This window comes from Rheinheimera sp. EpRS3, assembly GCF_001513785.1.
Taxonomy (GTDB): Bacteria; Pseudomonadota; Gammaproteobacteria; order Enterobacterales; family Alteromonadaceae; genus Alishewanella.
In genome coordinates this window covers 1528598-1555500 of record NZ_LNQS01000001.1, presented here as the reverse complement: position 1 = coordinate 1555500, position 26903 = coordinate 1528598, and the positions used below count along the sequence as shown (strand labels likewise).

Below are 26903 nucleotides of genomic sequence, written 5' to 3'. Positions count from 1 at the left end.
CAGTGGCACAACCTTTGCTCTGTATCTGTTATGAACAGCATTCTGTCTGCTGTGCGGTGCAAGGAGTTGCTGATGAGTGTAAAAAGCTTTACCCGCGGTGGTTATCCGTTAACCGAAAACTGTTTTGATGAACTGGTTAGCAGTGACGGCAGTGTAAGACCAGTAGCAGCGGCGATTGCCCGCTTTATTGATAAACATGGTGCGACTGAACTGTGCCAGCGACAAGATCAGTTAAATCAAACCATTAGCGATATGGGCGTGTGTTTTACGCTATACAGCGATGGCAATAATATCGACCGGGCCTGGCCGCTGGATGTGATGCCACGCACTATCCCCAGCACCGAATGGCAAACTACCAGCGCCGGGTTAAAGCAGCGTTTAACTGCACTAAACCTGTTTATTGATGACTTGTACAACAAACAAAATATTCTGAAAGACGGTGTGGTACCGGCAGATTTGGTGCTGCAATCACGCAACTACCTTGCACCATGTCAGGGCATTTCGCCCCGTTTTGGCGTGTGGGCTAATATTTGCGGCACTGATTTGGTTCGTGATGAAGACGGCCGCTTTCTGGTACTGGAAGATAACCTGCGGGTGCCGTCCGGTGTCTCTTACATGCTGGAAAACCGCACCGTAATGAAACGGGTCTTTCCGGAGTTGTTTGCTGAATCAACCATTTACCCGGTAGACGATTACCCACACCAGCTGTGGCGCATGCTGGCATCACTCTCCCCCCGCCACAGTGATGTGCCCTGCATAGTGCTGCTCACGCCAGGCATTTATAACTCGGCTTATTTTGAACACAGCTTTCTGGCGCAGCAAACCGGTATAGAGCTGGCCGAAAATACCGATTTATTTGTTGAAGATGACATTGTGTACTTAAAGAAACTACACGGTAAACAACGGGTTGATGTTATTTACCGCCGCGTGGATGATGTTTTTATTGATCCCCAGGCATTTCGGCCCGACTCGGTGCTGGGCATTGCGGGCCTGATTAAAGCCTGGGCCAAAGGCAATGTGTCTATAGCCAATGCCCCCGGCTCCGGTGTCGCAGATGACAAAGTGGTTTACGCCTATGTACCACAGATTATTCAGTATTATCTGGGCGAAAAACCGCTGATTGATAATGTTGAAACCTTTTTATGCCTGGACCCAAAGCAAAAAAGCTATGTGCTGGCCAACCTGGATAAACTGGTGGTAAAACCGGCTAATGAATCAGGCGGTTACGGCATTTTAATTGGCCCGCGCTCTACTCTGGCAGAGCAGCAACAAATGGCCGAGGCCATTAAAGCCAACCCGCGCAATTTTATAGCCCAGCCTACACTGAACCTGTCTACCGCACCTACGCTGTGCGACGGCGCACTGGAGCCGCGGCATCTGGATTTACGGCCGTTTATTTTGCAGGGAAAAGAGCTGTACTGCACTACCGGTGGTTTAAGCCGGGTGGCACTGAAGCGCGGCTCACTGGTGGTAAATTCGTCACAAGGTGGCGGCAGTAAAGACACCTGGATTATCAACGATGAGGTATAAACTATGCTACTGAAATCTGTAGATAATATTTTCTGGCTTGGCCGCTATCTGGAACGGTTAGACGACACCGCCCGGCTGGTTAATGCCACCAGCCACCTGTTAATTGACAGCCATAAAGATACCCAGTTCAGCTGGCCGGTATTGCTGGATGTGATGGGGCTGGACAGCAAAACCGCACTGGCAAACTATCAGTTACCGCCAGATGCCACGCCCGAGCAAGCTAGTATAGAATATGCTGTTATGGCACATTTGATCAGTAACAGTGCCAGTACGGTATCCATACGGCACACCTGCAGCCAGCTTAAATACAACGCCCGTTCTATCCGCCAGCTTATTCCGCGTGATATGTGGGAAGAGCTGAATAAACTGGACATATTTTTACAGCAGCACTGCCAGCAACCGGGCGGGCGGCAACAGCGCTATAACCTGATGACTGAAGTCAGCCGCCGCTGCCAGATGGTAGTAGGTGTGCTGGATGGCGTAATGCTGCGCAGCGATGCCTTTGACTTATTTAATATTGGCCGCCATTTAGAGCGCGCCGATATGACTACCCGTATTATGGATGTGATGGTGCTACAACAGCTGCAGCCTACACAGATTAAGCGGCCTAAGTTTCGCTGGACCTCTATTCTTAATGCCCTTGGCGGTATAGAGTCGTACCATTATTATCTGGCGCACCAAAGCGGTGACGTCGATGCCATTGATTACCTGCTGACGTATGCGGATTTTCCGCGCTCTATCGCCTATTGTTTAAACCGTGTTGCCGCGTCGGCTAAAGGCTTACCGCACAGCATCAGCATCTTGCAACAAGTGCATCAGTTACAGGCTCTGCTTAAAACAGAGCCGCTGACCGAGTTGTCGACAGAGCAGTTGCACCAGCTGATTGATCATATTCAGGCCGGTATTATTAACCTGCACAAAGTGATTGCCACACCGGCAGAAAATCTTAGCAGAGCCCAGCTTTCTGCCTGATTAACCCGCACAGGAGCAGTATGTCAGTGAGCGTTATGCCACAGCCTATCCACGAACAGCAAAACTGGCAGGATTTGCCGCAATGGCGCCAGTTACTGTATTGGTGGCAGCGTCAACCGGCACAGCGCCTGCAACAGCTGTATAGCGAATTGCAGCACCAGTTGCGGGAAAACGGCACAACCTTTGATCCCTGGCACCAGCAACAACGTCAGCTGGATTTAATGCCCTGGCTGATTAGTGAAGCCCAGTGGCAGCAACTTGAAGCCGGCATTGCCCAGCGCCATCAGTTGTTAAATGCAATTCTGCACGATTTATACGGCCCGCAGCAGTTATTACAGCAACAGGTTATTCCGCCAGAAGTAATTTTTTTAAATAAAGACTACCTGCTACCCTGCGCCAATTTAATTGATACCGCATCCTGGCTGCCTATGCTGGCCACTGATATTGGCCGCAACAGCGATGGCCAGTTTTGTGCCTACAGTGACAACACCCAGTTGCCGGCCGGTTTAGGTTATGTGCTGGAGCACCGACTGGCGTTTAACAACACCACAACGGAGCTGAACTCCAGCGTTAAAAAAAGCCAGCTGGCGGGGTTTTTCCGCCAGTTGCAACAGTTGTTGCAACAAGGCTGCCAAAGCGACAATGAACACAAACTGGCAGGCTTAATGACCCACAATAAGCGTGACGCAGCCTATTTTGAGCATGCCTTTTTAGCCAACTACCTTGATATTGCGCTGGTGCACGGTGCTGATCTGATGTTTAAAGACAGCAAGCTGTGGTTAAAAACCCTTAGCGGCCTGCAGCCCCTGCAAAGTTTGCTGCGCTATCTGCCAGACAGCAGCTGTGATCCGCTGGAGCTGGAACCCGGCAGCAGTGGCAGTGCAGGCTTACTGCAAAGCATCCGGCAAAACCAGTTGTTATGTGTTAACCCACCCGGCAGTGCCCTGCTCGACTCGGGTGCGCTGTTGCCGTTTTTATCCCGCTGCTGCGAATTTTTGCTGCAACAGCCCTTGCTATTGCCCACCGTACCGGCACTGTGGTGCGGTAACGCCGCTCAGCTAACACAAGTACAAACAGCCCGCCACGACTATTGCCTGCAGCATCTGTTAAGCGCCCAGCAATGGCAACTGGCCGACCTGGCCCCTGCTGAGCTAACAGCGTTATGGCAACAGGTAGCACAGCAACCCACGGCCTATATTGCCCGCCAACTGCTGCCGCTAAGCCAGTTGCCCTGTTGCGATAAAAAAGGCGAATTACAACCGCAGGCCGGTGTGCTGCGTATTTTCAGCCTGCTGACTGATCGCGACGGCGGCCAGGCCGACGTCGCGGTTATGCCGGGCGCTCTGGGCCGGGTAAGTACAAATAGCCAAACGCTGCAACGTTCTGACCGGGCAGGTTTTAGCGCCGGCTTTACCGCCAAAGACGTTTGGGTACTAGCTAATAAAGCTCAGGCAGTCAGCTTACTGCAAAGCGCTAAACATCAGGTGACGCTGTCGCGCCAATCCGGTTTGTTACCCAGCCGGGTGGCCGACCATTTATTCTGGCTTGGCCGTTATAACGAGCGGCTTAACCTGATTTGCCGCGCACTACGGGCCGCGTTGACACTGCTCAATAATAGCGATACCAGCGACACCGGCCAGCAGGATGCACGCTGTCTGTTGAGTTTTTGCTTGCGCGCCAACAGCAGCATGGATGACGGCGCAGAACAATCGTTACCAGGCTTGCAACCGGCGCTGGACAAACTCTTCAGTGCCGATAATGCCACCGGCGTGGTGGCAATACTGAAAAACCTGCTGTATAACGCCCAGTCGGTACGCGAATATTTCGGTGAAGACACCTGGTATGTGCTGGATAAACTGCAAAGCGCTATCTACCAGTGGCCAGCTCGGCCGCAGTGGCAGCAACCAGCAGCCTTATTACGCACCCTGGATGAAATAGTACTGTTGCAAACTGCCATTTACGGCCTGAACAACGAAACCATGAGCCGCACCCAAACGCTACGTTTTATGGATCTTGGCCAGCATTTAGAACGTGCCCAGCAAAGCTGCAGCCTGCTGCAGGCGGTGTTTGCCAATACCCCGCCAACCGATGCTCTGATGGAAGCCCTGCTGCGCCTGGCCGATACATTAATGACTTACCGGCGGCGCTATCACACCGAATTGCACCCGTTGGCGATTATGGATTTGCTGCTACTGGACGACAGCACGCCACGTTCAGTTAGCTATCAGTGTGCCCGCTTACTACGCCAGACCGAAAAACTGCCAGCGTTACATAATGACGCCAGCGTAAGCCTGAGCCGCGAGCAGCGCCTGGCTATGGAACTGGTCGCGTTGCTACAGCAAATTGACCTGCAACAGCTGTTTGACGCTCAGCAGCATGCACTGCCCGGCCTGAATTTGCTGTTGCACCAATTGCAACAAACGCTGCGCCAGCTGTCCGACAGCGTAACCTTGTCATACTTTAATCATGCTGATTTAAGCAGCCAGTGGCAGAGTTTTTAATGAAATATCAGCTTATTCACCAAACCGAATATCGTTACGCCCAGACAGTGGCAAACAGCTATAACCTGGCCTGGTTAACCCCGCGCCAGTTGCCTTACCAGCAGGTAGAACACAGCAGCTTAAGCGTAACCCCCGCGCCTTCGTCAATACAGCAACGCACCGACAGCTTTGGTAATACCCAGCACTTTATTCATGTACAGCCGCCACATAAACTACTCAGTGTCACGTCCCGCAGCACACTGCAGGTTGTGCCTCGGCATAATATTTTAAAAATACGTGATGCTACCGACAGCAACGGGCTATTTGCCCATTTACGCCAGCATACCGATGCAACAACCTTAGACGCCTTATTGTGTCAGCATGCCAGCCGGATGATCCCGCTGCTGCCCGCTGCTAAAGCGTTAATAACGCCATTAATGCAACCCGGGCAGAATATACTGCAGTTGGCACAGGCATTAAACCAGCTTATATTTACCGAATTTCAGTACGATCCGGAATTCAGTACCGTAGTCACGCCTTTATCTGAAGTGTTAGCGCATAAAAGAGGCGTATGTCAGGATTTTGCCCAACTGGCGATCAGCTGCCTGCGCTGTGTCGGTATACCGGCGCGTTACGTTAGTGGCTATCTGGAAACCCGGCCACCAGAGGGCCAACCGCGTCTGGTTGGCGCCGATGCCTCGCACGCCTGGTTTGCCGTGTTTGAGCCCACGCTGGGCTGGATAGACTTTGACCCGACCAATAATATTCTGGCCGACGAGCAGCACCTGACACTGGCCTGGGGCCGCGATTACGCCGATGTAGTGCCGCTAAAAGGCATACTACACGGCAACGGCGAGCATCAGCTTAGCGTAGCGGTAGATGTGGTACCGCTGGCTGACTAATATCAGCCGGCATCATTATTTGCCGCCACACTGCGCAGCCAGCGATAACCCAGCCAGGCCGCAGCCAGTATATAAGGCAGTGCGCCGGGTACCCACATCAGCAAACCGGCCAATTGCTGATCGCTGAGCTGATGTGTCGGGTAATACAGTAAGCTGTCGGCAAAGGTCAGAATCGCACCGAGAAAGCCGGTATGCATCAGCGTAAACAACAGCGCCAGCAACGCCCAGGAGCGGTTACGCTCGTTGCACTGCAACACCGCCCACCACAACATTGCCGCGGTGAACATAAAGCAAATATGCTCAACCAGATGCCACCACGGCTGTTCCAGCGCCAGCACATAAAAGTGTGGTGTATGCCAAAACCAGACAACGGCAGCATGCAAATAAGCCAGGCTAAGCGGATAATGGCTCAGCTTTAGCAAAGGTTGCCAGACTAGCCGGCCCCAACTGCCGGTGATAGCAGCAAACTGAGCTAACGGCTGGCTTAGTGCCCATAGCGGTGCTATTACCACCATAAACAGCATATGTTGCACCATATGGGCGCTGGCGCTGATTTCTGCCCAGTCATCCAGCGGCCCGGTCACGGCAAAAGCACACAAGATACAGCCAAGATGAAACAACAATGCCTGCCACAGCGCTGGCCGGCGCTTTACACTGCCAAGCAGATATAGCAGCCAAAATACTGCTAACAGCAGTATCGCAATCAGCGCAGCCCAGAATGATTCGCCGTCACTTTGTAGCACACTGTGCGCCTGTAACGGCAGGCTAAGGCTGCTAAGCGCCAACAGCCACACTAAACGCCAGCTATGTAAGCGCAGGCTTAAATACATGGCGGTAATACCAGCACAGGTAATGCACCGGCCAGTGTCGCCAGTGCAGCCATTAAATATAAAACGGTGCTAACGTAAGCAATAAAACGTTGCGGGCGGCTGTCTTGCTGCACGCTCTGGCAATAGCGCCAGCCCCGCCCTGCCAGCAGCAATAACAGTGTTATAACAATCAATGTTAAGCCGAAAAGTGCATAATTCAGCCAGTTGGCAGCGCCATCTTGCGGCGCAGGTGCTACAAACTGACACACTACCGATAACCCGGCATACATAGCAATAAACCAGATCCCCCAGAGATTAAGCCCCAGCACCAACTGGGCCGGGTGGCCCGGTTTACACCAGCGCCGCCAGCTCATAACAGCGGCCCCCAGCCAAGCGGTAAAATAAAAAACAGCCCAATGCTAAGCCAGTAAACACTCAGATAATAAAACCAGAAGGGTTTTACCACCTGAGGCTCGTAAGGCCGTTGCTTACTAACATAACCCCGCGCCACCCTTAGCGCCTGTAACATTGTTAATATTACAGCCAGGCCGGCATGGCCGAGCAAATACAGTAAAATAACCATAATCACTGCATCATGTGCGCTGCTGGTATAGGCCAGGGGCGCCATAATAAATAAGCTCAGTAACAATATAAAATGCGCGCTGCCGGTTAAAACACAAAGCCATAACTGCCTGTGTAAATGGCTGTCTTGGCCATCAGCCAGTTGCACACTCAACCGGTTAAACTGCCATACCGCAACACTTGCCAGGGCACCACACAGCAGCAATAGTGTTACCGGCAGTGGCCCATCCGCAGGCGCCGACCATTGCGGTGCCGCTGTCCACAGGTAAAACCAGCCAAACAGCAATGCCATAAACAGTGCGCCATTTGCCAGTAAGGTTACTACCATGCCCCAGCGGCCGGGCCCGTCTGTGCTTTGGCTCTCTAATGGCAAAGCCAGCTCAGCATCGCCAGGCGATGCTGTGGGTTGTAGATTGGCACCGTTGTCCCAGCTCCAGCACAGCAGCAATACCAATGCGCCGGCAGCAGCAAGCAATGCCAGCGGATACCAGCGGCATAGCAAGCTGATACAAACCATTGCCAGCGCCAGGGCACTGTACAGCGGCCACCACGAGTTGCCGGGCAGATGCAGTGTTTGCACTACGCGGGCGCTTACGGCCGACGTGCCCCAGTTTTCCCGGCGGCCGCTGGCGGCGTCTGCCATACCACCTTCTCCGGCGGCAATACGTTGCGGTAATGTCGGGTCGTGCCACAGTGGCTGACGGCTGGTGACTACCGGCAACGAGGCAAAATTATACTGTGCCGGTGGCATATCCAGCGCCCATTCCAGCGTATCAGCATGCCAGGGGTTAGCACTGGCGCGCTTGCCAAACCAAAAATGCAGCAGTAAATCCAGCAGCACCATCGCCACGCCAATTGCCATAATAAAGCTGCCGACCGACGACAGCAGATTAAGCCAGTCCCAGCCCAGCCCAGCTTCATAGGTATAAACCCGTCGCGGCATACCCAGCAGGCCGGTCAGATGCATCAGCAAAAAGGTTAGGTTAAAACCGGTGAATGTCAGCCAAAATCCCCAGCGGCCAATCTTCTCAGACGGCATACGGCCAGACACCAATGGCAGCCAATAATACAAGCCGGCAATCAACGGGAAAAACATGCCGCCCACCAACACATAGTGCATATGCGCCACCACAAAGTGCGTGTCATGTACCTGCCAGTTAAATGGTACCAGTGCCAGCATAACGCCGGTCAGGCCGCCACAAACAAAAATCAGCAGAAAACCACAGATCCACAGCATCGGCAAACGAAACACTACCTTGCCGTACCACAGCGTTGCCAGCCAGGCAAATACCTGAATAGCAGTAGGCACCGCCACCAACATACTGGCAACGGAAAAAAATGCCTGCGCCAGCTGCGGAATACCCACCGTGAACATATGGTGTACCCAAAGGCCAAAACTGATAAAGCCGGTTAAAATAATGCCGATTACCACCCAGCGATAACCGACAATCGGTCGGCCGCTGAATACCGGGATCAGGGTTGAGACAATACCGGCCGCCGGCAGAAAAATGATGTACACCTCAGGGTGGCCAAACAACCAGAACAAGTGCTGCCACAACAGCGGATCGCCCCCTGCCGCCACAGTAAAGAACGGCATACCGGCAGCACGCTCCAGCTCAAGCAGAATACTGGCAAGAATAAGCGGCGGAAAACCAAATACGATCATCAGCGCCATCACCAGAATATACCAGCAAAACAACGGCATCCGGCTTAGTGTCATGCCTTTGGCCCGGCTGCATAAAATAGACACTGTCAGTTCAATACCGGCTGCCATGGCAGAAATTTCGACAAAAGTAATACCCAGTAACCAGAAATCTGAGCCCGGCCCAGGCGAAAATTCGCTACTGCTAAGTGGCGTATACATAAACCAGCCGGAAGCCGGCGCAATGCCCAGCACCAGGCTGAACATAATAATAATGCCGCCAAACAGATAGCAGTAGTAACCCAGCGCGCTGAGACGCGGGAACAGTAAGTCACGGCTGCCGGTCATCTTCGGGATCAGATATATGGCTAAACCTTCCAGTACCGGTATAGCAAACAAAAACATCATTACACTGCCATGCATGCTAAACAGCTGGCCGTAAACATCAGCACTAAGGATGCTTTGTTCCGGTAACGCTAACTGCGTGCGGATCAACATCGCCAGCACACCGCCGATCAGAAAGAACACCATGCCGGTAACCATAAAGCGCAAGCCAATAGTGCTGTGGTTTACCGCCGCCAGGCTGCCCCAACCAGGTAAGTTAGCCCAGATCTGCGCCAGCTTATTAATATCGGCCGCTGACGCTGTCGCTTTTTTCATATCAGTCATCAGCGCTATGCTCCTTTAACCAGATGGCAAATGTCGCTTGCTCGTGTGCAATAACGCTAAACTGCATATGGGCATGGCCCAAACCACAGTATTCAGCGCACTGGCCGCGGTAAATGCCGGCCTCAGAGGCTTGCAGCCGTAACACATTAGTGCGCCCCGGCAGCATATCCAGCTTTACCCCCAGCCTGGGCACCCAAAAAGAATGGATCACATCGGCACTGGTCAGCTGCAGGTACACCGGTGTATTAACCGGAATATGCAGCTCATCAGTCAGTTCAATAGCATGGCCGGGATAATGCACCTGCCAGTACCACTGATGACCTGTTACTTCAATCTTTAGCGCGTTAGCGTCGGGCAATGGCAACATACGCTGGCCAACCGGAATACCGATAAGCAGCAGTACGGCAATACTGAGCAGCGGCAAGGCCAGCCCGCCCCAGCACAACCAGGCATTTGGCCGAATGGTCGGGCTATCATCGCTGCGGCGCTTTATCGCGTAAAACCACAGTGCCGCCACCAGCAGCAATATCAGCGTGGCAACACCGAACATCCCCCACCATAACAGCGCCACTTCAGCAGCCGCCGGGCCTTTAGGATCCAGGCTGGAAAAGGGGCCAGAACAGCCTGTCAGGCTTAATAACAAGCCAGTTGTACCAACAGCTGCTAGACTGGGTTGGTGCCGTTTTTGTTTATTAATCTTTAACTTCAGCCGAGATGTATTATGTCGATGCAGCCCATTACCAGCCAGATTATGATATTTGGCCACCCTCTGCACCCCGGTCTTATTCACTTTCCGGTGGCGGCCCTGATCGGGCTGATTGCCACAGATCTGGCCTTTTTGTACAGCGGCGATCTGTTCTGGGCCAGAGCAAGCCTGTGGTTGGCTGGGGTTGGCGCTATTGGTGGCTGGATTGCCGGTTTGGCCGGCTTGATGGATATGCTGCTGGTAAGCCAGATCAGACGACTGATCACCGCCTGGTGCCATGCCATACTGGCAGTGATGTTGCTGTCGCTGGCAACGCTGAACTGGCTGTTGCGTTTGCCGGACCCGGCCAGCGTAATTATGCCACAGGGACTTTATTTGTCGGTACTCAGTGGTTTGCTGATCACCGTAACCGGCTATCTCGGTGGCAGATTGGTGTATGAATACGCCGTTGGTGTCAATATCGACGACATGTTGCAGCAAGACGCTAACCCCTGAGCCTGCAGGTTGATATGTCATAGAAACCATAACAAGCTGTCCTGGCTGGGTTTAACCAGCACTAACACAATAATACCCAGCAACAACAGCAGAATAGCGGCAAACAGGCTGCTACATTTTGCGCCGATAGCCGTGGCGTGTTCTCGCTTTCGATACAGGATTAGTAAGCCAGCCAGCACATGGCAAACTACCAGAGCGGTAACCAGCGTAAGCTTTACCAGCAACCAGCTGTCAAAGTTACGGCTGACGGCAAAAATAGCCGTGCCTGACACTATAGCCAGTAACGCTACCGGGCTGGCCAGACGGGTAAACCATAAACGGTCTACCGCATCGCCCTTACCGGCAGCATCAGCCAACTGCGTTTGTGAATGATGGATCAGCAACGGTAAGATCAGTAATGCAGCAGCCCAGATCACCAGGGCACAAATATGCATAAACAACAACCACACCATCAACAGGTACCCACAACAGCAGGTCTGACAAAAAAAATCATAAGCAAATTGTTAACTAATTAGTTTTTAAGCAACAAAGTTAACCCTAGCAGATTATTGCAAATCTGCCGCTTATTCGCCGATTTTGTCGGTATACGTAAAATTTACACCCGGTACTCAGACAAAATAGTTACCAGCGTTTCGCATTGTTGCATTAGTGCAGCGCTGGTTTGTTGTGTCAGCTCAGACTGCTGTGCGCTGTCTTGTGCCAACTGCCGAATTTGCCGGGTTTTCTGGTTAATATTTTCTGCCACTGTACTTTGCTGCTCGGCGGCACTGGCGATACCGGCATTCTGGCTTTTTATCTGATCAACTGCCGATTGCACAGCATGCAGTGCATTACGTGCACCTTCGGCAAATTTAACGTTGTCATCGACAGTCAGCTTATAGCGGCTGTTGATTTGCGCAACCGACACCACACCGCTTTCCAGGCCGGAGATCATCTGTTTTATTTCACCGGTAGAGGCCTGTGTTCTGCCGGCTAATGACCTTACTTCGTCGGCTACCACACTAAAGCCACGGCCCTGCTCACCGGCTCTGGCCGCTTCAATGGCAGCATTAAGTGCCAGCAAGTTAGTTTGCTCGGCAATACTGTTAATCACTTCCAGCACCTTGGCAATATCCTGACTGGCTTTGGTCAGTGAGTTTATCGCCTGCTCCGACTCTGCCACAGCACGCATTTGCTGTTGCGAGTTTGCTACGGTATTTTCAATAACCGTCATCACCTGCTGCGCCAGCGTAGCCACTTCCTGCGCGGCAGTTTCTGCATCCAGCGCGCCGGTGGCCACAGCATGCGAGGTGGTGGTCATTTCTTCTATGGCATTAGCAATAGCTGAGGTGTCATGGGTTTGCTGGGTAATTTTGTGCAACACCTGCTTTGCTGCCTGATCCATTGTTGCCGCCGAGTGCTTCAGCCCGCCGGACACCTGCTGCACATCAACAATAGTGCGCCGCACTCTGTCCAGCAACGCATCAAAGCCACTGGCCATAGTGCCTATTTCATCATTGCGGTCAAAGTTAAGGCGGGCGGTTAAATCACCTTCGCCTTCAACAATATTGGCTAACGAGGCATTTACTTTATTCAGTGGCTGAATAACAACGTAGCGCGTAAGGAAAAACACCATCGCAATCAGCAGAATGCCAAACACTATCACCAACACAATAAGTGAGCGCAAGGTTTGCCACACCAGGCCGTTTCTTTCAGTTTCTGAATACACCAGGTGCACTTTATAACCCCAGGGAGCAAACTCCAGCGTTTGTTGCTGCCAGCCGTCGCTTTGCCCGGCCAGAATTTGCTGTACCGCATCAACGGCGATATTGTCAGAATTTACCCGCACCTTGCCGCTGCGATCTTCAATAGCCACAAAGCCCTGCGACAACAAGCGGCTTTGCATCACTATGCGGTTTAACGCTTCTAAGTCAGCACGGTAGCCCACATAGCTGATACCAATAACATTGTTGCTGCCATCCGTTACCGGCTCATACCCGGTAACAAAAGGGTTGCCCAGAATATCGACCACGCCATAAAACGCCGTCCCCCGGCGGATGGCGGCAATCGCCAGGCCGTTAGGATCCAGTACTGTGCCAATTGCTCTGTTATTATTGGTAATCACATTGGTGGAAATACGTACAAAGTCGTTATTGTCACGGCTAAATAAGGTGGCCGTACCGCCCATAATATCGGTAACGGCATCAACCAGTTCAAAACGGTTAGCCTGGCCTGTGCCATTAAATACTAAATCGTTTACCCTGCGCCCCGCGACATCGACCGGCGGGCCAACACTTACTGCACCACTTTGGGCGATACGTTGATTCAACAAGCGCATACTGCTTTTTACCTGTGCCTGCATCAGATTATCGGTCAGCGTTAGCAGTGCCACTATCTCACCGCCCAGTTGCTGGCGCTCGCGCTCAAGCTGCTGCGTTAACTTGCTGGCCTCGCGCCCGGAGATAAGTGCGATGACAATAGCAGCTATGACAACAACTAAGCCGGTCAGCCAAACAATAAAGGTTTTTTGCAATGTCATAATTTATCTCTTTTAGTGCTGTAGCGTGTTGTCAGGGTTGTATCAGCACCGGATATTTCAGGTACTGATTGTCGTAAAACGGCATTTGGCGGTAAAACCAGTTATAGCGCTCGCGCGGGTTATTGCGCAGTGCTTCATCTTTAGCCAGTGCCTGCTCAAACTGTTGCTGCAGTTCGGGTTGCTGCGCCAGCATCCGCTCAATCAATGGCTCTATGGCGTAAGGTTCAAAATACTCGGTGCGCTCAAACATGCCGGGGAAAAAGCCCCAGCTAAAAAATGAATCCGGTGCAGTTGGCTCCAGTAAAGCGACCACCAGCCGGCCTAACTGTTGGTCGGTGTCTACTTTTACCCAGCCGGCACCAAGCGTACGGCTGATGTTACTGCGGCTAAAACTGGCGTCCTGCAGCATAAAGCGGCTTTCAAAAGGCTTTGCAGCAAAGGTGTGCGCCGTCACACTAAGCTGTTGCAGTATAACTTTTTGCGCTTTATCCAGCACCGTCACCTCAATTCCATGCAGTTTTAGCCGCTGTATCACCGTATGCTGCTCCGGTGGCAGCCAATAGGCTTTGGGTATGACAATTTCGTTTTGGGCTACTTTGTCCCAGTAAACCGGCAGTTTTTCATACAGTTTGGGTTGCCCTGTCCAGGCAACGTAGTTATCTCCGCTGATAGCAGATGGCTTTAGCTGATAGCTGATACCTTTAAAATCGATATAGTCTGGTTGCTCGCTGGCAGCATAGCTTAGTGCCATACTCCGTGGCCTGGCTTGCAAATCGGCCTGGCGGGCCAGAATAAGCGCCTTACCCTGTTCATTGAGCAGTTTCAGGCTTTGCTCCAGCAATACGTAGGTGCCCAACACCCGCTGACGGTAAGGTTTTAAACTGTGGTTTTCTACCAGCACGGTGGGCAAATGCCGTACGTCACCATAGCCGTTGGAATAGCGCGGGCTGGCAGTCCAGCCGCTTATACCTTTGCTGAAATCTTTACTGTCGACACCAAACACCAGCGGGCCGGGAATATGCCCGGCCTGTTCCAGCGCGGCGTTCACAGCCGGGCGATATAATTTAGCCAGCCAGCTGGCACCGTTCGGGCTTACCGCAGCAAAAGGCTCGTTAAAACCATAGGTAATGTCGTACTGATAATCTTCACCGTCGGTTACATGAACATCAATATATAAATCGGGCTGAAAGCGGTTTATTACCCCCAGCAAGGCCTGCATTTCCGGCGCATCGGCTTTGGCATAATCACGGTTTAAATTCAGGTTTTGTGCCGTAGCACGCCAGCCTTGCTGTAACGGGCCACGCTGGTTCATCCGGTTGTATAACGAGCGCCGCTCATGGCCATCAGCTGACAACACCGGAATAAATAACAGGTCGGCATTGGCCAGTAAATGAGTTTTCTCGCCCTGCGCAATGTCGCGCAGCAACATTAAGCCGGCATCTTTACCGTCAATTTCACCACTGTGAATGCCTGCCTGTACCAACAGCAAAGGCCGGGCCGGGTTTTGTGCAATTTTATGCAATGCTTTACTGGCTTTAACCAGATACAAGGGCCGCCCTTGCGCACTTACGCCAAACTGCTCCAGCTCCAGCAGCTCTGAGCTGTCAACCAGTTTACGCAGGTAAACCAGTGTGGCGTTATAGTCGGGGCTGTCTGTCAGGCCGGTAAGTTCTGCGGGCGTCACCCAGGGGGCATTCTTGGCTTTTATTAAACTTTCGCTTGCGCCACTCCAGGCGGGTAACGGCGGTAACCAGTCTGCCGCCGGTAACTGAAATGGCAGTACAACACCGCCGGCAAGTACTAAGGCTAAAAACCTGTTCATATTATTCCTGTATCGTTTTTATTTTAAATACGCTGCAGTACAGCACAGGTAAAAACAGCAATGTCAGTATGGTGGCAAAACCCAGGCCAAACATAATCACTACTGCCAGACTGGCAAAAAAATCATCGCCCAACAGCGGCAACATGCCCAAAATAGTAGTAATAGCCGCCATAGATACCGGCCGAACCCGGCTTACTGCGCTGTCAAATACCGCATTAAATGCTGCTTTGCCTTCTTCCAGCTCCAGCTTTATCTGCTCAACCAGCACAATGCAGTTTTTGATCAACATGCCGGATAAGCTTAAAAAGCCCAGCAGCGCAATAAAACCAAAAGGCGCGCCCAGCAGCAATAAGCCAAAACTCACACCGATAATGGCCAGTGGCACACAAGCCCAAATTACCAGCGCACTGCGCAATGAATTAAACAGCAGTACGGTGATAATAAACATCATCAGATAACCCAGTGGCAAGGAGCTAAACAAGGCTGTTTGCGCTTTTTGCTGAGCCTCATACTCACCGCCCCAACTGAGGAAATAACCGGTTGGCAAGTCAATCGCTTCAATGTCGGCTTTTACCCGCGCCAGCAAGGCTGAGGCAGTATCGTCAGATAAGTTGTCATGATCGGCCATTACCGTTACTGTACGTTTACGGTCGCGGCGCTGAATTTGCGCTTCTTCCCAGACCAGCTCAAAACCGGTAACAACCTGGGTTATCGGCACATAACGCTGCAGTTTATTGCTGTAAACCTGTAAGTCGTATAAAGCATCGAGGTTATCCCGCTCAGCTAGCGGTGAACGGGCCACTATTGGCAACAGGTGGGTACCGTCCCGGTAGATGCCGACAGTGCGCCCCGACATACTGCTTAACAACACCTCATCAATATCCTGCTTACTGATACCCACGCGGCGCGCCATGGCTTCATTAAAGCGCGGCCGGATCACTTTGGTGCGCTCACGCCAGTTGTCACGCACACTAACGGCGCGGCCATCTGCCAGCAGAATACTTTGCGCTTGTGCCGCCAACTGGCGCAGCACATCAGGATCAGCACCGCTAAAGCGGGCTTCTATTTTCGCCGGTGTCGAGGGCCCCACTTCAAGCCGCAGTAACTTGTACTGCAGCCGGGGTAACTGCCCGGTAATATAATTGCGGGTTTGTTGCATCAGTGCCGGTAACTGCTCCCGATCCTCTGCTCTGACAATCAGTTGGCTGTAGGCAGCAAAGCTCTTTTCCGGCTGATAGGTCAGCATAAAGCGATCGGCACCACGGCCACTGGTGCTGGTAACATGGCTAACGCCTTCAAGGCTACTGACATACTTCATCAGTGTCACAGCATCTTGTGCAGAATGACGAATATCAGTGCCTTCGGGTTGCCATAAATCCACCAGAAAAATAGGCGTATTCGACGGCGGAAAAAACACCTGTTTTACCTTGCCAAAACCAATAACCGCTACCACCAGTAAAGTGAGTGTCAATGCATAGGTTGCCAGCCGGTAACGTAAAGCTATATGTAATACCTTACGGTACAGCGTAAAAATAAATCCCTGATACAGCGCCTCGGGCTCGCTGCTTTGTTGCAGTTTGTCTTTAAACAGCATGCTGGCGAAAAATGGCGTCAGGGTAATTGCCGTTACCCAGCTTAATAATAACGACACCAATAATACCCAAAACAAACTGCCGGCAAATTCGCCGGTGGCATCACTGGACAGCCCTATAGGCGCAAAGGCCGCAATGGCAATAACGGTGGCGCCCAGCAACGGCCACTGCGTTTGTTTCACAATTAAACTGGCGGCATCGGCCAGCTTAAGCCGGCGCTGCATACCAATTAAAATGCCTTCGGTAATCACAATAGCGTTATCAACCAACATACCCAGCGCAATAACCAAAGCGCCCAGCGAAACACGTTGCAGCTCAATATTCATCTGGCGCATAAAAATAAAGGTGCCAAGCACTGTCAGCAGCAAAATCAAGCCAATTAAAATACCGCTGCGCAGCCCCATAAACACCAGCAGTACCACAATAACAATGGCAACAGCCTCTGCCAGATTAATAATAAAACTGCTGACCGAGCCGGCCACTTCGTTTGGCTGGTTATAAATGGTATGCAGCTCTATGCCTACCGGCTTGTTATATTCCAGCTGTGTCAGGCGTTGCTGAATTTGCTCTCCGGCTTCAACGACGTTAACCCCGCCCGAAAACGACACACCCAGTGTCAGGGCATTCTGGCCGCCAAAACGGATCAGCTGGCTGGGTACCTCAGCGTTTTCACGATACACACGGGCCACATCGCCTAAATAAATCAGCTCTTTTGAATCCGGGCTGCTGATAATCAGGTTTTCCAGCTCGGCCACCGACTGAAACTCACCGGTAGGATAAATACGCAGCCGATCCGGCCCGACTTTAATTGAACCGGCATTAGCCACCATATTCTGGCTTTGCAGCAAGGCCGATAAGGTTTGCGGTGCTATGCCAAGCGCTGTTAAGCGCGGGCGGGAAATTTCGACTATAACCTGCTCCTGCTGCACGCCGCCTACCGCTACTTTGCCTACACTAGGTACCAGCACCAACTCGCGGCGCAAAAAATCAACATAGTCGCGCAGTTCATCATCGCCGTAGCCGTCACCGGTAATGGCAAATAAAATGCCGTACACATCACCAAAATCATCTTTTACCTGTGGTGTTTGTACTCCGGGTGGCAGTTGCGGCTGCAAATCATTGACTTTATGGCGCAGCTCATCCCAGATTTGTTTTAGCTCTTTGGCGCGGTAGGTGTCTTTCATTTCTACCATCAGCTGCGATAAGCCAGCGGTAGAAACCGAGGTAACATGATTTACATAGGGTAGCTGCTGAATGGCATTTTCCAGCGGGTAAGTCACCTCTTCTTCTACCTGTAACGGCGAAGCACCGGGGTACTGGGTAATAATTAACGCCTGCTTTAAGGTAAACTGCGGGTCTTCCAGCCGCCCAAGCCCAAGATACGACACTATACCGCCAAACAATAAAATGGCAGCAAACAGCCAGGATGATGTGCGGTAGTGAATAAAATAGCGCGCCAGATCCATGCTTACAGCCCCCGCTCACGCACCCAGGGCCTGACCTGCTGGCCTTCAGTTAACTGTTGCACACCAGCACTCACCACCTGCTCACCCGCTGCCAGGCCAGACGTAATCGCCGCACCGGCACTGGTTAAACTGCTGACAGCAACCGCACGCTTGCTAACCACACCACTGTTATTATCGTATACCCACACATAGCTTTGCTGGGTTGCCAGCGGATCATCGGCAGGCATAAAAATGGCCGTCGCCGGAATAAACAAAGCATCAATATACACATTGCTGATTTTACTGACCTCAGCAATAACATTGGCCGTCATACCCGACAGCACGTTAAATTCGCTAGGCGTTGGCATGCTAAACACCACTTTAAAGCTATTCGTGGCCGGATCGGCCTGCGTATCCCATTCCCGGATACGGGCACGGTAGCGATAAAGCGGGTGTGAGTCGAACACCACCTCGGGCTGGTAGTCGAAATCTTTGCGCACATTGGATATCACATCTTCCGGCACCTGGATCACCACATCTACCTGATCACGCACCTGCAGCTCCATAATCGCCTGCTGCGCAGCAACATTCTCGTGGTTCTCAACCAGTAAGCGGGAAATATTACCGGCAAAAGGTGCTTCCAGCCGGGTGTAACTCAGGGCCGTTTCTGCAGTGGATAAATCTGCCTGCGCCACTTGCATCTGGGCTTTAGCTTCATCAAATACGGCTTGCGACACCAGCTTCTGGCTTATTAGCTGCTCAGAGCGGGTAAATTGGGTTTGAGACAATTCAAAGCGGGCACGGGCCTGATCCAGTTTTAGTTTAAAGTCAGTGTCATCCAGCCTGGCCAGCAACTGGCCTTTATCCACCGCCTGCCCGGGGCGGGCGATCAACTGCACCAATTTACCACTGACACGAAAAGTTAAACTGGCGCGCTCTGTCGGTTCTACCACCGCCGGAAACTGCCGCACGGCGCCGGTAGAATCAGCACTTACCTGATGTAACTTTACCGGCCTTATCAGTTGTGGGGTTGATTCTGGTTCAGGTTTTGAACAAGCGCTAAGCAGAAATACAGTGGATATTGACAGAAAAACAAGCGGCCGAAAGTGCAGCATAGGTATCATCCTGAAACAGTAATAAAACGAAGGTGCTGTTAAAGCGTAGTCAAATATGACCAGAACGCTGTATTTAACATCAAAATCATGCGACTAACAGTAATTATTATACCCGGCAACGCCGGGCTGGCTAAATTTCAAGCAGTGCTTGTTTTAACATATGCACCTTGTCACGTAGCTGGGCAGCCTGCTCAAATTCAAGATCACGGGCATGCTGCAGCATTTTTTGCTCCAGTTGCTTAATCTCAGCCTCTACCTGATACGACGTTTTACCTTTAATCATTCTGACTCTTTCCGCCACCATCGGCAGTGCCGGGCTGGCATCCTGGCCTAAGTCCATGACATCGGCAATTTTCTTCTTAATAGCAGTAGGTGAAATACCATGCTCAAGGTTAAATTGCTGCTGCTTGGCACGGCGCCGGTCCGTTTCGTCTATCGCCCGTTGCATCGAGCCGGTAATGCGATCGGCATAAAGTATGGCCCGGCCTTCGAGGTTACGCGCCGCACGGCCGATAGTTTGAATAAGCGAGCGCTCTGAGCGTAAAAAGCCTTCTTTATCGGCGTCCAGTATCGCCACCAGCGATACTTCCGGAATATCTAAGCCTTCGCGCAGCAGGTTAATACCGACCAGCACATCGAATACGCCTAAGCGTAAATCGCGGATAATCTCCATCCGTTCAACGGTATCAATATCCGAGTGCAGGTAACGCACTCTGACGCCATGCTCATTCAGATAATCGGTTAAATCCTCGGCCATTTTTTTCGTTAGCGTGGTAACCAGCACCCGCTCTTTACGATCGGCGCGGATAAAGGCTTCTGACAGCAAATCATCTACCTGTGTTGCCACCGGACGGATCTCAATCAGCGGATCGACCAAGCCGGTGGGCCGCACTACCTGCTCGACCACTTCACCGGCCGACTGTTCCAGCTCATACACGGCCGGTGTTGCTGACACATAAATACGCTGCGGCGCTATGGCTTCAAATTCATCAAACTTCAGCGGCCGGTTATCCAACGCAGAGGGTAAACGAAAGCCATAATTAACCAGGTTTTCTTTACGTGAGCGGTCACCTTTATACATAGCGCCAATTTGCGACACCGTAACGTGCGACTCATCAATAAACATCAGGCCGTCGGCCGGAAAGTAATCCAGTAAAGTTGGCGGCGGCTCGCCGTTGGCACGGCCGGATAAATAGCGCGAGTAGTTTTCGATGCCCGAGCAGTAACCCAGCTCTACCATCATTTCTATATCAAATAAGGTACGCTGGCTTAAACGCTGCTCTTCTACCAGCTTATTGTTGGCCAGTAGCTCATCGCGGCGCTGTTTCAGCTCAACTTTAATTTCATCTACCGCAGCGAGTATTTTTTCGCGCGGCGTAACATAGTGCGTTTTCGGATAAACGGTATAGCGGGTTACTACTTTTTCTACCGAGCCGGTTAACGGGTCAAAAATACTGATGCGCTCAATTTCTTCGTCAAACAGCTCTACCCTGACAGCAATATCGTCAGACTCCGCCGGAAAAATATCAATCACATCGCCACGTACACGATACGTAGCACGCTGAAACTCGATATCATTACGGCTGTATTGCAGCTCGGCCAGGCGGCGTAAAATAAAGCGCTGATCAACAATGTCACCTACTTTTAAATGCAGCAGCATTTTCATGTAGGATTCCGGATCGCCAAGGCCGTAAATCGCGGAAACTGAAGCAATAATCACAACATCACGCCGCTCCATCAGCGCTTTGGTTGCCGATAAACGCATTTGCTCGATATGCTCATTAATAGAGGCATCTTTTTCAATAAAGGTATCGGTTGACGGCACATAGGCTTCTGGCTGGTAGTAGTCGTAGTAAGAAACAAAGTACTCCACGGCATTATTCGGGAAGAACTCTTTCATCTCACCATACAGCTGCGCCGCCAGCGTTTTATTATGCGCCATGATCAGTGTGGGCCGGTCTACCCGCGCGATAACATTGGCCATGGTAAAGGTTTTACCTGAGCCGGTAACCCCCAGCAGCGTCTGGTGTGCCAGGCCGGCTTCTAAGCCTTCTACCAGTTTATTAATGGCTTCGGGTTGGTCTCCGGCTGGCTGGTAATGCGATACCAGTTCAAATGCACGTGTCATGTTGTGATCTCCTGCTGTGAACGCTGTATAGCCCTGTTAAACCAGTACCAGGCCACTGCGGCAGTAAATATATTTGCGACTACGCAGCCAATAAACAAGCCGGTAACACCATAGAGTTTGCCACCAAGCCAGGCCAGCGGTACATAAAACACAAATAAGCGTATCAAACTTAACAACAGTGCACTGCCCGGCTGATGTAACGCATTAAAAGAGGAATTGGTTAAAATGGTAATGCCCTGCAGGCCGTATGCCAGCGGCACTATCCACAGAAACTGGCAGATAATACGCACTACTTCCGGCTCGCTGCTGAATAATCTGGCCAGAGGTACAGCCAGTATTGCCAGCAACAGGTAAATAGCCAACTGCCATACCAACACAAAACGGCCACACAAACGGTAAGCCTGCTGCACCCGGCCTAACAAACCAGCACCATAATTCTGGCTGACAAAAGGCGGTAACGTCATCGACAGTGCCAGCACAACCAGACAGGCAATACTTTCAATCCGGGCACCAACGCCAAATGCCGCCACAGCCGAAGCGCCATAATTGGCCAGTATTGCCGTTAGCACCGCCATTGCCAGTGGCGTTAACATATTGGCACCAGCGGCCGGTAAGCCGATACGCAAAATTTTGCGGCACACCTGATTTAACTGGCTGGCATGAATCCAACTGGTGCTGATCAGGTCGCGCTTAACCAGCAAATAAATAATTAGTACCGAACCAAATACCCAGGAAATTAACGTGGCTATTGCCGCGCCCTGCATACCCAGCGCCGGTATTGGCCCAAAGCCAAAAATCAGCATCGGATCAAGCACTGCATTAACCAGCCCCGAGCATGCCATAATAATGCTGGGTGTTTTGGTGTCGCCTGCGGCCCGCAACACCGCATTGCCAACCATTGGCAACGCCAGCAGCACGGCGCCGGCAAACCAGACATCCATATACTGGCGGATATACACCAAAATGGTGTCATTGGCGCCGAGCAAACCGAACAAAGTATCGGTAAACAGATAACCCGGTATCGCCAGCTGCGCCACCAAAATGCCGGATAACCACAAAGCTACCTGGCCATCGGTGCGGGCTTCGGTTAAACGCCCGGCGCCCAGTGCTTTGGCAATAACGGCAGAAGTACCAATGCTAAGGCCAATGACCAGGCTGATCAGGGCAAAAGAAATCGGGAATGTAAAACTGATCGCCGCCAGTTGCTCAGTGCCGAGCATACTGATAAAAAACGTATCGACCAGGCTGAATGTCATTAAGGTGATCATCCCCACCAGCATCGGTAATGTCATCGATACCAGCGTTGCCTTAATATCATCATGAATTAATGAAGGTTTAACACGGGAAGAGGTAGTCATAATTACTGCTGTTAACCGGCATAGCGCTATTGTAGAGAAAAGCCGGCGCTACAGCCATGTTAATTTCCCTGTTTTTGCTGCCAGCGCAAGCATATTTTGCTGCAATTATCTGCTAAATAGTAAAATAGTTCACAATTCCGCCGTGCTTATTTCGTGCCAGTTATTTATTTTCTGACAGATCATCAATTTGCAACAATAATATCTATCTCATTGTTTTTATTGAATTAAAAAATTCATCGCAACTTGCTTGACCTGCTTGTATCTCAACAGAATCAAGCCTTCCCCGACGAAACCACCGTACAACTCACAGACTTATCCACAGCTTCTGTGGGTAAGTGCTGGCAGCACCCGACAACACTGGGTCGGCAGTAGCCAGATAGCAGCCGGTTAATGACTAAAGTATTGCGCCATTACTGCGGCTAAAAGCAGCGCTTTGTTTAAACATTATGCAAGTGATACAAGATGGCGAAAATCCCTGTGGCAAAGTGTTGACAGAGGGTATAGCTGGCATTAGTATTGCGCCCCGTTGAATGCTGTTCCCTAGTAGCTCAGTTGGTTAGAGCGGCGGACTGTTAATCCGTAGGTCACTGGTTCGAGTCCAGTCTGGGGAGCCAACAGCACACAACATACCAAGTTATACCCTTCCCTAGTAGCTCAGTTGGTTAGAGCGGCGGACTGTTAATCCGTAGGTCACTGGTTCGAGTCCAGTCTGGGGAGCCACGGGGCAGCGTTTATTCTTCTATTCCCTAGTAGCTCAGTTGGTTAGAGCGGCGGACTGTTAATCCGTAGGTCACTGGTTCGAGTCCAGTCTGGGGAGCCAAACTTAACTACTGTTTTCCCTGCGTCTGTCGCTATTTGTTTATTTCCCACTATTTTTTTGATTTAATTAGCTTTCTATTGCGCCTGCCTAAACCTATATTAAGCGTTAGGACAAGGAAACAGTTTATCTGGTGGTCATTGCTTATGAGAATATTCCGTACTTTGCTTATCAGCCAACTGCTGTCTGCGTTTTTGTTAGCTGCTATCGCACTGACCGCACTGGTGCTGTATACCCAACAACAGCTGGATAACGATCAACAACACGCCAGCGTCGCCATTGAGCAAATTCTCAGCCATCACCTTAGCGGCGACGGCAAAATACTCAGCCGCCAGCTTGATCGTAGCTTCGCCTTAAAAAGCTTACGTATCAGCCAGTTGGATGGCACGGTATTGCATGAACAAAACCAGAATAACAATTATGCGGCTGTTGCTACTGCGGTACTGGAACTGTTTGGCAGTGAGTTTAAACAGCAAACTGTGCGTAATCAGGATCAGAATATCCAAATCAGCTATCAGCTGGATCTCAGCCAGCGCTTACAAGCATTTTTGCAATTAGTGTTACTACTGATATTAGCGCCTTTTGTTATCGGCTGGTTGCCGGTGCTGATGAGCAAAAGCAGCATTAACCGCAGCTATAAGCGCACCACTGCTGCAGTTAACGATTTAATTGACCGCTTTATTGTTGATCCACAAAAAAGCGAGCCCGACTGGAATAAAATTCCGCCGGAATTTGCCGATATTAATGTCGCTTTACAAAAGCTGGCACATTACACCCGCAGCCAGTACAACGAAATGACCAGCAATGCGCATCAGATTGCTGAAGAAGCCTATAAAGATCCGGTTACTGATTTACCAAACCGCAACCGCTTTGTGCAATATTATGAAGAAAACATCCGCCAGAACGAGCAAAACGATTTTGGTGTTTTTGCTATTACCCGCTGTACCGAGCTGCAGGCATTAAACCAAACCCGCGGCTATCAGGAAGGTGACAGCTATATTCGTGAAGTAGCCACTATCGTTAAAAAACTGGCCGACAATTATAAAGACAACCGCGTTTACCGGCTAAATAGCTCAGACTTTGGTATTTTGCTGCCTAGAGTCACGCCCAAAGAAGCAGAAAACTTTGCCCTGCAATTGCAAAGCAGGCTGAATGAATATCAAAAAATGGCTGAGCTGGATTCAGTTGCTTACACAGGCCTGGTCAGTTATGAATCCGGTAAAGCCCTGGGTGAATTGCTGGCCGTGGCCGATACCTCTATCAGCCTGGCACAAACCAAGCAACCTAATGCCTGGCATCTGCAAAAAGAATCGTCCGGTTTAGATATGACCAATGGCAGTTACGGTAACCAAAACTGGCGCAATGTTATTGATGACGTGCTGACCAACCACCGCATCGCCCTGCTGGTGCAGCTTATTCAACCGGCTAACCGTTCAGCCAAAGCTTACTCAGAAATTCTGGTGCGGTTTAAAACGCAGGAAAACCAGGTGCTGCCTACCGCCTCGTTTTTAGCCATGGCAGAAAAGCTGGACCGCATAGTACAGGTTGACCGGCTGATCATTGAAACGGCATTAACCACTATTAAAAATAAAAACCTGCAGGATCAATATTTTGGTTTAAACCTGTCTGCCCGTTGTGTGCACGACGACCAGTTTATTATCTGGCTGGAGCGGCGTTTATTAAAAGATGCCCATATCGCTGCCAAACTGATATTTGAAGTCACTGAGTTTGGTTTGCAGCAGAACCTGAAAACCAGCAAACGCTTTATTGATATGGTGCACCGGGCCGGCGCGCGCGTCACCGTAGAGAAATTTGGCGTCGGTATTACCTCATTTAAATTTTTCCGCGATCTGAAACCTGATTACGTCAAAATGGACGGCAGCTACACCCGCCATATTAATGATGATAAAAACAACCAATACTTTATGCGCCTGATGATAGATTTAGCCCATCGTATTGGTGTTGGTGTTTTTGCTGAAAGCGTTGAAACACAAGAAGAAAAACATATGTTGGAATCACTGTTTATCGACGGTAATCAGGGTTATTACATCGGTAAACCCGCGCCTATTTAATACCACGATGGCGGCTATGCTTAAATACCAGCCGCCAAGCCCCTACGCTTTGTCTGGTTGTGTCACAAGCCGCTTAATTGCATAATATGCGCCTGATTTTTGCCTGAGCGATACGATGACTGAATTTCTGCTGTTGTTAATCAGTACTGTGTTGGTAAATAACTTTGTACTGGTAAAGTTTCTTGGCCTGTGCCCCTTTATGGGTGTGTCCGGCAAACTGGAAACAGCCATTGGTATGTCGCTGGCTACTACCTTTGTGCTTACCTTAGCCTCACTATGCAGTTATCTGGTTGATCACTATCTGTTAGCGCCGCTGGATTTACTTTATCTGCGTACGCTGGCGTTTATTCTGGTTATCGCGGTAGTCGTGCAGTTTACTGAAATGGTGGTGCACAAAACCAGCCCTACTTTGTATCGTTTATTAGGTATTTTCCTGCCGCTTATTACCACCAACTGCGCCGTGCTTGGTGTGGCACTGTTAAACGTAAATGAACGGCATAACTTTATTAATTCCGTTGTTTACGGCTTTGGCGCTGCAGTGGGTTTCTCTTTGGTATTAATCCTGTTTGCCGCCATGCGTGAACGGCTGGCGGCTGCCGATGTACCCTTACCGTTTAAAGGCGCGGCTATTGCCATGATCACTGCCGGTTTAATGTCGCTGGCCTTTATGGGCTTTACCGGCCTGGTAAAAGCCTGATGACTTTACTCACTGCCCTGATTGCTTTAGGTACGCTGGCGCTGATATTTGGTGCTGTGCTGGGTTACGCCGCTATTCGCTTTAAAGTAGATAGCGATCCGCTGGTAGAACAAATTGACGACATACTGCCGCAAACCCAGTGCGGCCAGTGCGGATATCCCGGTTGCCGGCCTTATGCGCAAGCCATCGCCAATGGCGATGATATTAATAAGTGCCCACCGGGCGGTGAAGCCACTATTCGTAAACTGGCCGATTTAATGGGCGTTGAAGCCAAACCCCTGAACGAAGCGCAAACCGAAAACGTAAAACGTGTTGCTTATATTCGTGAAGATGAGTGTATAGGTTGTACCAAATGTATTCAGGCGTGCCCGGTTGATGCCATTGTCGGCGCATCCAAACTGATGCACACAGTGCTGGCAGACGAATGCACAGGTTGCGATCTCTGTGTTGAACCCTGCCCGGTAGATTGTATTGATATGATACCGGTTGCCACCACGCCAGAGCGCTGGAAGTGGGATTTAGCGGCAATTCCGGTTCGGATGGTGGAGTAAC

Annotated in this window: 19 protein-coding genes and 3 tRNA genes; 11 read left to right on the top strand and 11 right to left on the bottom strand. The window is 51.0% G+C overall.

Annotated elements, in window-relative coordinates; translation table 11 throughout:
- The first annotated feature begins 72 nt into the window (after nucleotides 1-72).
- From AR688_RS06995 to AR688_RS06980, 4 genes are read left to right on the top strand one after another with little or no spacing between them, the layout of a single operon-like run.
- Nucleotides 73-1530 carry a circularly permuted type 2 ATP-grasp protein gene (locus tag AR688_RS06995; RefSeq protein ID WP_068230938.1) on the top strand — a complete coding sequence of 486 codons (1458 nt, stop codon included), beginning with the start codon at nucleotides 73-75 and terminating at the stop codon, nucleotides 1528-1530.
- A 3-nt stretch (nucleotides 1531-1533) separates the two neighbouring features.
- Nucleotides 1534-2502, top strand: coding sequence for an alpha-E domain-containing protein (locus tag AR688_RS06990; protein WP_068230935.1), 969 nt, complete (start codon nucleotides 1534-1536; stop codon nucleotides 2500-2502).
- Between the two features lie 20 nt (nucleotides 2503-2522).
- A complete protein-coding gene (locus AR688_RS06985) occupies nucleotides 2523-5003 on the top strand; it encodes a circularly permuted type 2 ATP-grasp protein (protein WP_068230932.1) in 2481 nt (826 codons plus the stop codon).
- Complete coding sequence (locus tag AR688_RS06980; protein ID WP_068230929.1) at nucleotides 5003-5884, top strand: transglutaminase family protein; 882 nt, start codon at nucleotides 5003-5005, stop codon at nucleotides 5882-5884. The genes AR688_RS06985 and AR688_RS06980 overlap by 1 nt, the downstream gene beginning before the upstream one ends.
- 2 nt (nucleotides 5885-5886) lie before the next feature.
- Here the strand turns inward: AR688_RS06980 and AR688_RS06975 are convergent, their stop codons facing one another.
- Genes AR688_RS06975 through coxB form a run of 4 tightly spaced genes read right to left on the bottom strand, consistent with a single transcriptional unit; the run spans nucleotide 5887 to nucleotide 10229 of the window.
- The gene (locus AR688_RS06975) at nucleotides 5887-6714 is read right to left on the bottom strand and encodes a cytochrome c oxidase assembly protein (protein ID WP_068230926.1); all 828 of its coding nucleotides are present in this window, start codon (nucleotides 6712-6714) and stop codon (nucleotides 5887-5889) included.
- Nucleotides 6705-7067 carry a hypothetical protein gene (locus tag AR688_RS06970; RefSeq protein WP_068230923.1) on the bottom strand — a complete coding sequence of 121 codons (363 nt, stop codon included), beginning with the start codon at nucleotides 7065-7067 and terminating at the stop codon, nucleotides 6705-6707. Before AR688_RS06970 ends, AR688_RS06975 begins: the two co-directional genes overlap by 10 nt.
- Nucleotides 7064-9586 (bottom strand): cytochrome c oxidase subunit I, encoded by a 2523-nt coding sequence (gene ctaD, locus AR688_RS06965; RefSeq protein ID WP_068230920.1) that lies wholly within the window; start codon nucleotides 9584-9586, stop codon nucleotides 7064-7066. Before ctaD ends, AR688_RS06970 begins: the two co-directional genes overlap by 4 nt.
- Nucleotides 9579-10229 (bottom strand): cytochrome c oxidase subunit II, encoded by a 651-nt coding sequence (gene coxB, locus AR688_RS06960; RefSeq protein WP_231731998.1) that lies wholly within the window; start codon nucleotides 10227-10229, stop codon nucleotides 9579-9581. Before coxB ends, ctaD begins: the two co-directional genes overlap by 8 nt.
- Before the next feature lie 78 nt (nucleotides 10230-10307).
- Between coxB and AR688_RS06955 the strand changes: the two genes are divergently transcribed.
- Nucleotides 10308-10787, top strand: coding sequence for a DUF2231 domain-containing protein (locus AR688_RS06955; RefSeq protein WP_068230917.1), 480 nt, complete (start codon nucleotides 10308-10310; stop codon nucleotides 10785-10787).
- 17 nt (nucleotides 10788-10804) lie between these two features.
- On the opposite strand, the gene AR688_RS06950 is transcribed toward AR688_RS06955, so the two are convergent.
- The 7 genes from AR688_RS06950 to AR688_RS06920 all read right to left on the bottom strand — a co-directional run bounded on the left by AR688_RS06950 (nucleotide 10805) and on the right by AR688_RS06920 (nucleotide 22765).
- The gene (locus tag AR688_RS06950) at nucleotides 10805-11239 is read right to left on the bottom strand and encodes a CopD family protein (protein ID WP_068230913.1); all 435 of its coding nucleotides are present in this window, start codon (nucleotides 11237-11239) and stop codon (nucleotides 10805-10807) included.
- 143 nt (nucleotides 11240-11382) lie between these two features.
- Entirely contained in the window at nucleotides 11383-13305 is a 1923-nt protein-coding gene (locus AR688_RS06945; protein WP_068230911.1) for a methyl-accepting chemotaxis protein, read from the bottom strand.
- A gap of 31 nt (nucleotides 13306-13336) precedes the next feature.
- Nucleotides 13337-15127 (bottom strand): M14 family metallopeptidase, encoded by a 1791-nt coding sequence (locus tag AR688_RS06940; protein WP_068230908.1) that lies wholly within the window; start codon nucleotides 15125-15127, stop codon nucleotides 13337-13339.
- 1 nt (nucleotide 15128) lies between these two features.
- Entirely contained in the window at nucleotides 15129-18185 is a 3057-nt protein-coding gene (locus tag AR688_RS06935) for an efflux RND transporter permease subunit (RefSeq protein ID WP_068230905.1), read from the bottom strand.
- Nucleotides 18186-18187: 2 nt separating this feature from the next.
- Nucleotides 18188-19279 (bottom strand): efflux RND transporter periplasmic adaptor subunit, encoded by a 1092-nt coding sequence (locus AR688_RS06930; protein WP_068230902.1) that lies wholly within the window; start codon nucleotides 19277-19279, stop codon nucleotides 18188-18190.
- A 130-nt stretch (nucleotides 19280-19409) separates the two neighbouring features.
- Nucleotides 19410-21407, bottom strand: coding sequence for an excinuclease ABC subunit UvrB (uvrB, locus tag AR688_RS06925; RefSeq protein ID WP_068230899.1), 1998 nt, complete (start codon nucleotides 21405-21407; stop codon nucleotides 19410-19412).
- On the bottom strand, nucleotides 21404-22765 hold the full coding sequence (locus AR688_RS06920; protein ID WP_068230897.1) for an MATE family efflux transporter: 1362 nt from the start codon (nucleotides 22763-22765) through the stop codon (nucleotides 21404-21406). Before AR688_RS06920 ends, uvrB begins: the two co-directional genes overlap by 4 nt.
- Before the next feature lie 537 nt (nucleotides 22766-23302).
- On the opposite strand from AR688_RS06920, the gene AR688_RS06915 reads away from it, so the two are divergent.
- The 6 genes from AR688_RS06915 (at nucleotide 23303) to rsxB (ending at nucleotide 26902) form a co-directional block, all read left to right on the top strand.
- Nucleotides 23303-23379, top strand: a tRNA-Asn gene (locus AR688_RS06915).
- A 29-nt stretch (nucleotides 23380-23408) separates the two neighbouring features.
- Nucleotides 23409-23485: transfer RNA gene (locus tag AR688_RS06910), tRNA-Asn, on the top strand.
- A 23-nt stretch (nucleotides 23486-23508) separates the two neighbouring features.
- Nucleotides 23509-23585, top strand: a tRNA-Asn gene (locus tag AR688_RS06905).
- Nucleotides 23586-23728: 143 nt separating this feature from the next.
- Nucleotides 23729-25654 carry an EAL domain-containing protein gene (locus AR688_RS06900; RefSeq protein WP_068230895.1) on the top strand — a complete coding sequence of 642 codons (1926 nt, stop codon included), beginning with the start codon at nucleotides 23729-23731 and terminating at the stop codon, nucleotides 25652-25654.
- A gap of 115 nt (nucleotides 25655-25769) precedes the next feature.
- Complete coding sequence (rsxA, locus tag AR688_RS06895; RefSeq protein WP_068230892.1) at nucleotides 25770-26351, top strand: electron transport complex subunit RsxA; 582 nt, start codon at nucleotides 25770-25772, stop codon at nucleotides 26349-26351.
- Entirely contained in the window at nucleotides 26351-26902 is a 552-nt protein-coding gene (gene rsxB / locus AR688_RS06890; RefSeq protein WP_068230889.1) for an electron transport complex subunit RsxB, read from the top strand. Before rsxA ends, rsxB begins: the two co-directional genes overlap by 1 nt.
- Nucleotide 26903 lies beyond the last annotated feature (1 nt).

Bases quoted from the DNA above. Each gene is read 5' to 3' on its own strand.
- AR688_RS06995 (WP_068230938.1), top strand. From the start codon at position 73: ATGAGTGTAAAAAGCTTTACCCGCGGTGGTTATCCGTTAACCGAAAAC.
- AR688_RS06990 (WP_068230935.1), top strand. From the start codon at position 1,534: ATGCTACTGAAATCTGTAGATAATATTTTCTGGCTTGGCCGCTATCTG.
- AR688_RS06985 (WP_068230932.1), top strand. From the start codon at position 2,523: ATGTCAGTGAGCGTTATGCCACAGCCTATCCACGAACAGCAAAACTGG.
- AR688_RS06980 (WP_068230929.1), top strand. From the start codon at position 5,003: ATGAAATATCAGCTTATTCACCAAACCGAATATCGTTACGCCCAGACA.
- AR688_RS06975 (WP_068230926.1), bottom strand. From the start codon at position 6,714: ATGTATTTAAGCCTGCGCTTACATAGCTGGCGTTTAGTGTGGCTGTTG.
- AR688_RS06970 (WP_068230923.1), bottom strand. From the start codon at position 7,067: ATGAGCTGGCGGCGCTGGTGTAAACCGGGCCACCCGGCCCAGTTGGTG.
- ctaD (WP_068230920.1), bottom strand. From the start codon at position 9,586: ATGACTGATATGAAAAAAGCGACAGCGTCAGCGGCCGATATTAATAAG.
- AR688_RS06955 (WP_068230917.1), top strand. From the start codon at position 10,308: ATGTCGATGCAGCCCATTACCAGCCAGATTATGATATTTGGCCACCCT.
- AR688_RS06950 (WP_068230913.1), bottom strand. From the start codon at position 11,239: ATGGTGTGGTTGTTGTTTATGCATATTTGTGCCCTGGTGATCTGGGCT.
- AR688_RS06945 (WP_068230911.1), bottom strand. From the start codon at position 13,305: ATGACATTGCAAAAAACCTTTATTGTTTGGCTGACCGGCTTAGTTGTT.
- AR688_RS06940 (WP_068230908.1), bottom strand. From the start codon at position 15,127: ATGAACAGGTTTTTAGCCTTAGTACTTGCCGGCGGTGTTGTACTGCCA.
- AR688_RS06935 (WP_068230905.1), bottom strand. From the start codon at position 18,185: ATGGATCTGGCGCGCTATTTTATTCACTACCGCACATCATCCTGGCTG.
- AR688_RS06930 (WP_068230902.1), bottom strand. From the start codon at position 19,279: ATGCTGCACTTTCGGCCGCTTGTTTTTCTGTCAATATCCACTGTATTT.
- uvrB (WP_068230899.1), bottom strand. From the start codon at position 21,407: ATGACACGTGCATTTGAACTGGTATCGCATTACCAGCCAGCCGGAGAC.
- AR688_RS06920 (WP_068230897.1), bottom strand. From the start codon at position 22,765: ATGACTACCTCTTCCCGTGTTAAACCTTCATTAATTCATGATGATATT.
- AR688_RS06900 (WP_068230895.1), top strand. From the start codon at position 23,729: ATGAGAATATTCCGTACTTTGCTTATCAGCCAACTGCTGTCTGCGTTT.
- rsxA (WP_068230892.1), top strand. From the start codon at position 25,770: ATGACTGAATTTCTGCTGTTGTTAATCAGTACTGTGTTGGTAAATAAC.
- rsxB (WP_068230889.1), top strand. From the start codon at position 26,351: ATGACTTTACTCACTGCCCTGATTGCTTTAGGTACGCTGGCGCTGATA.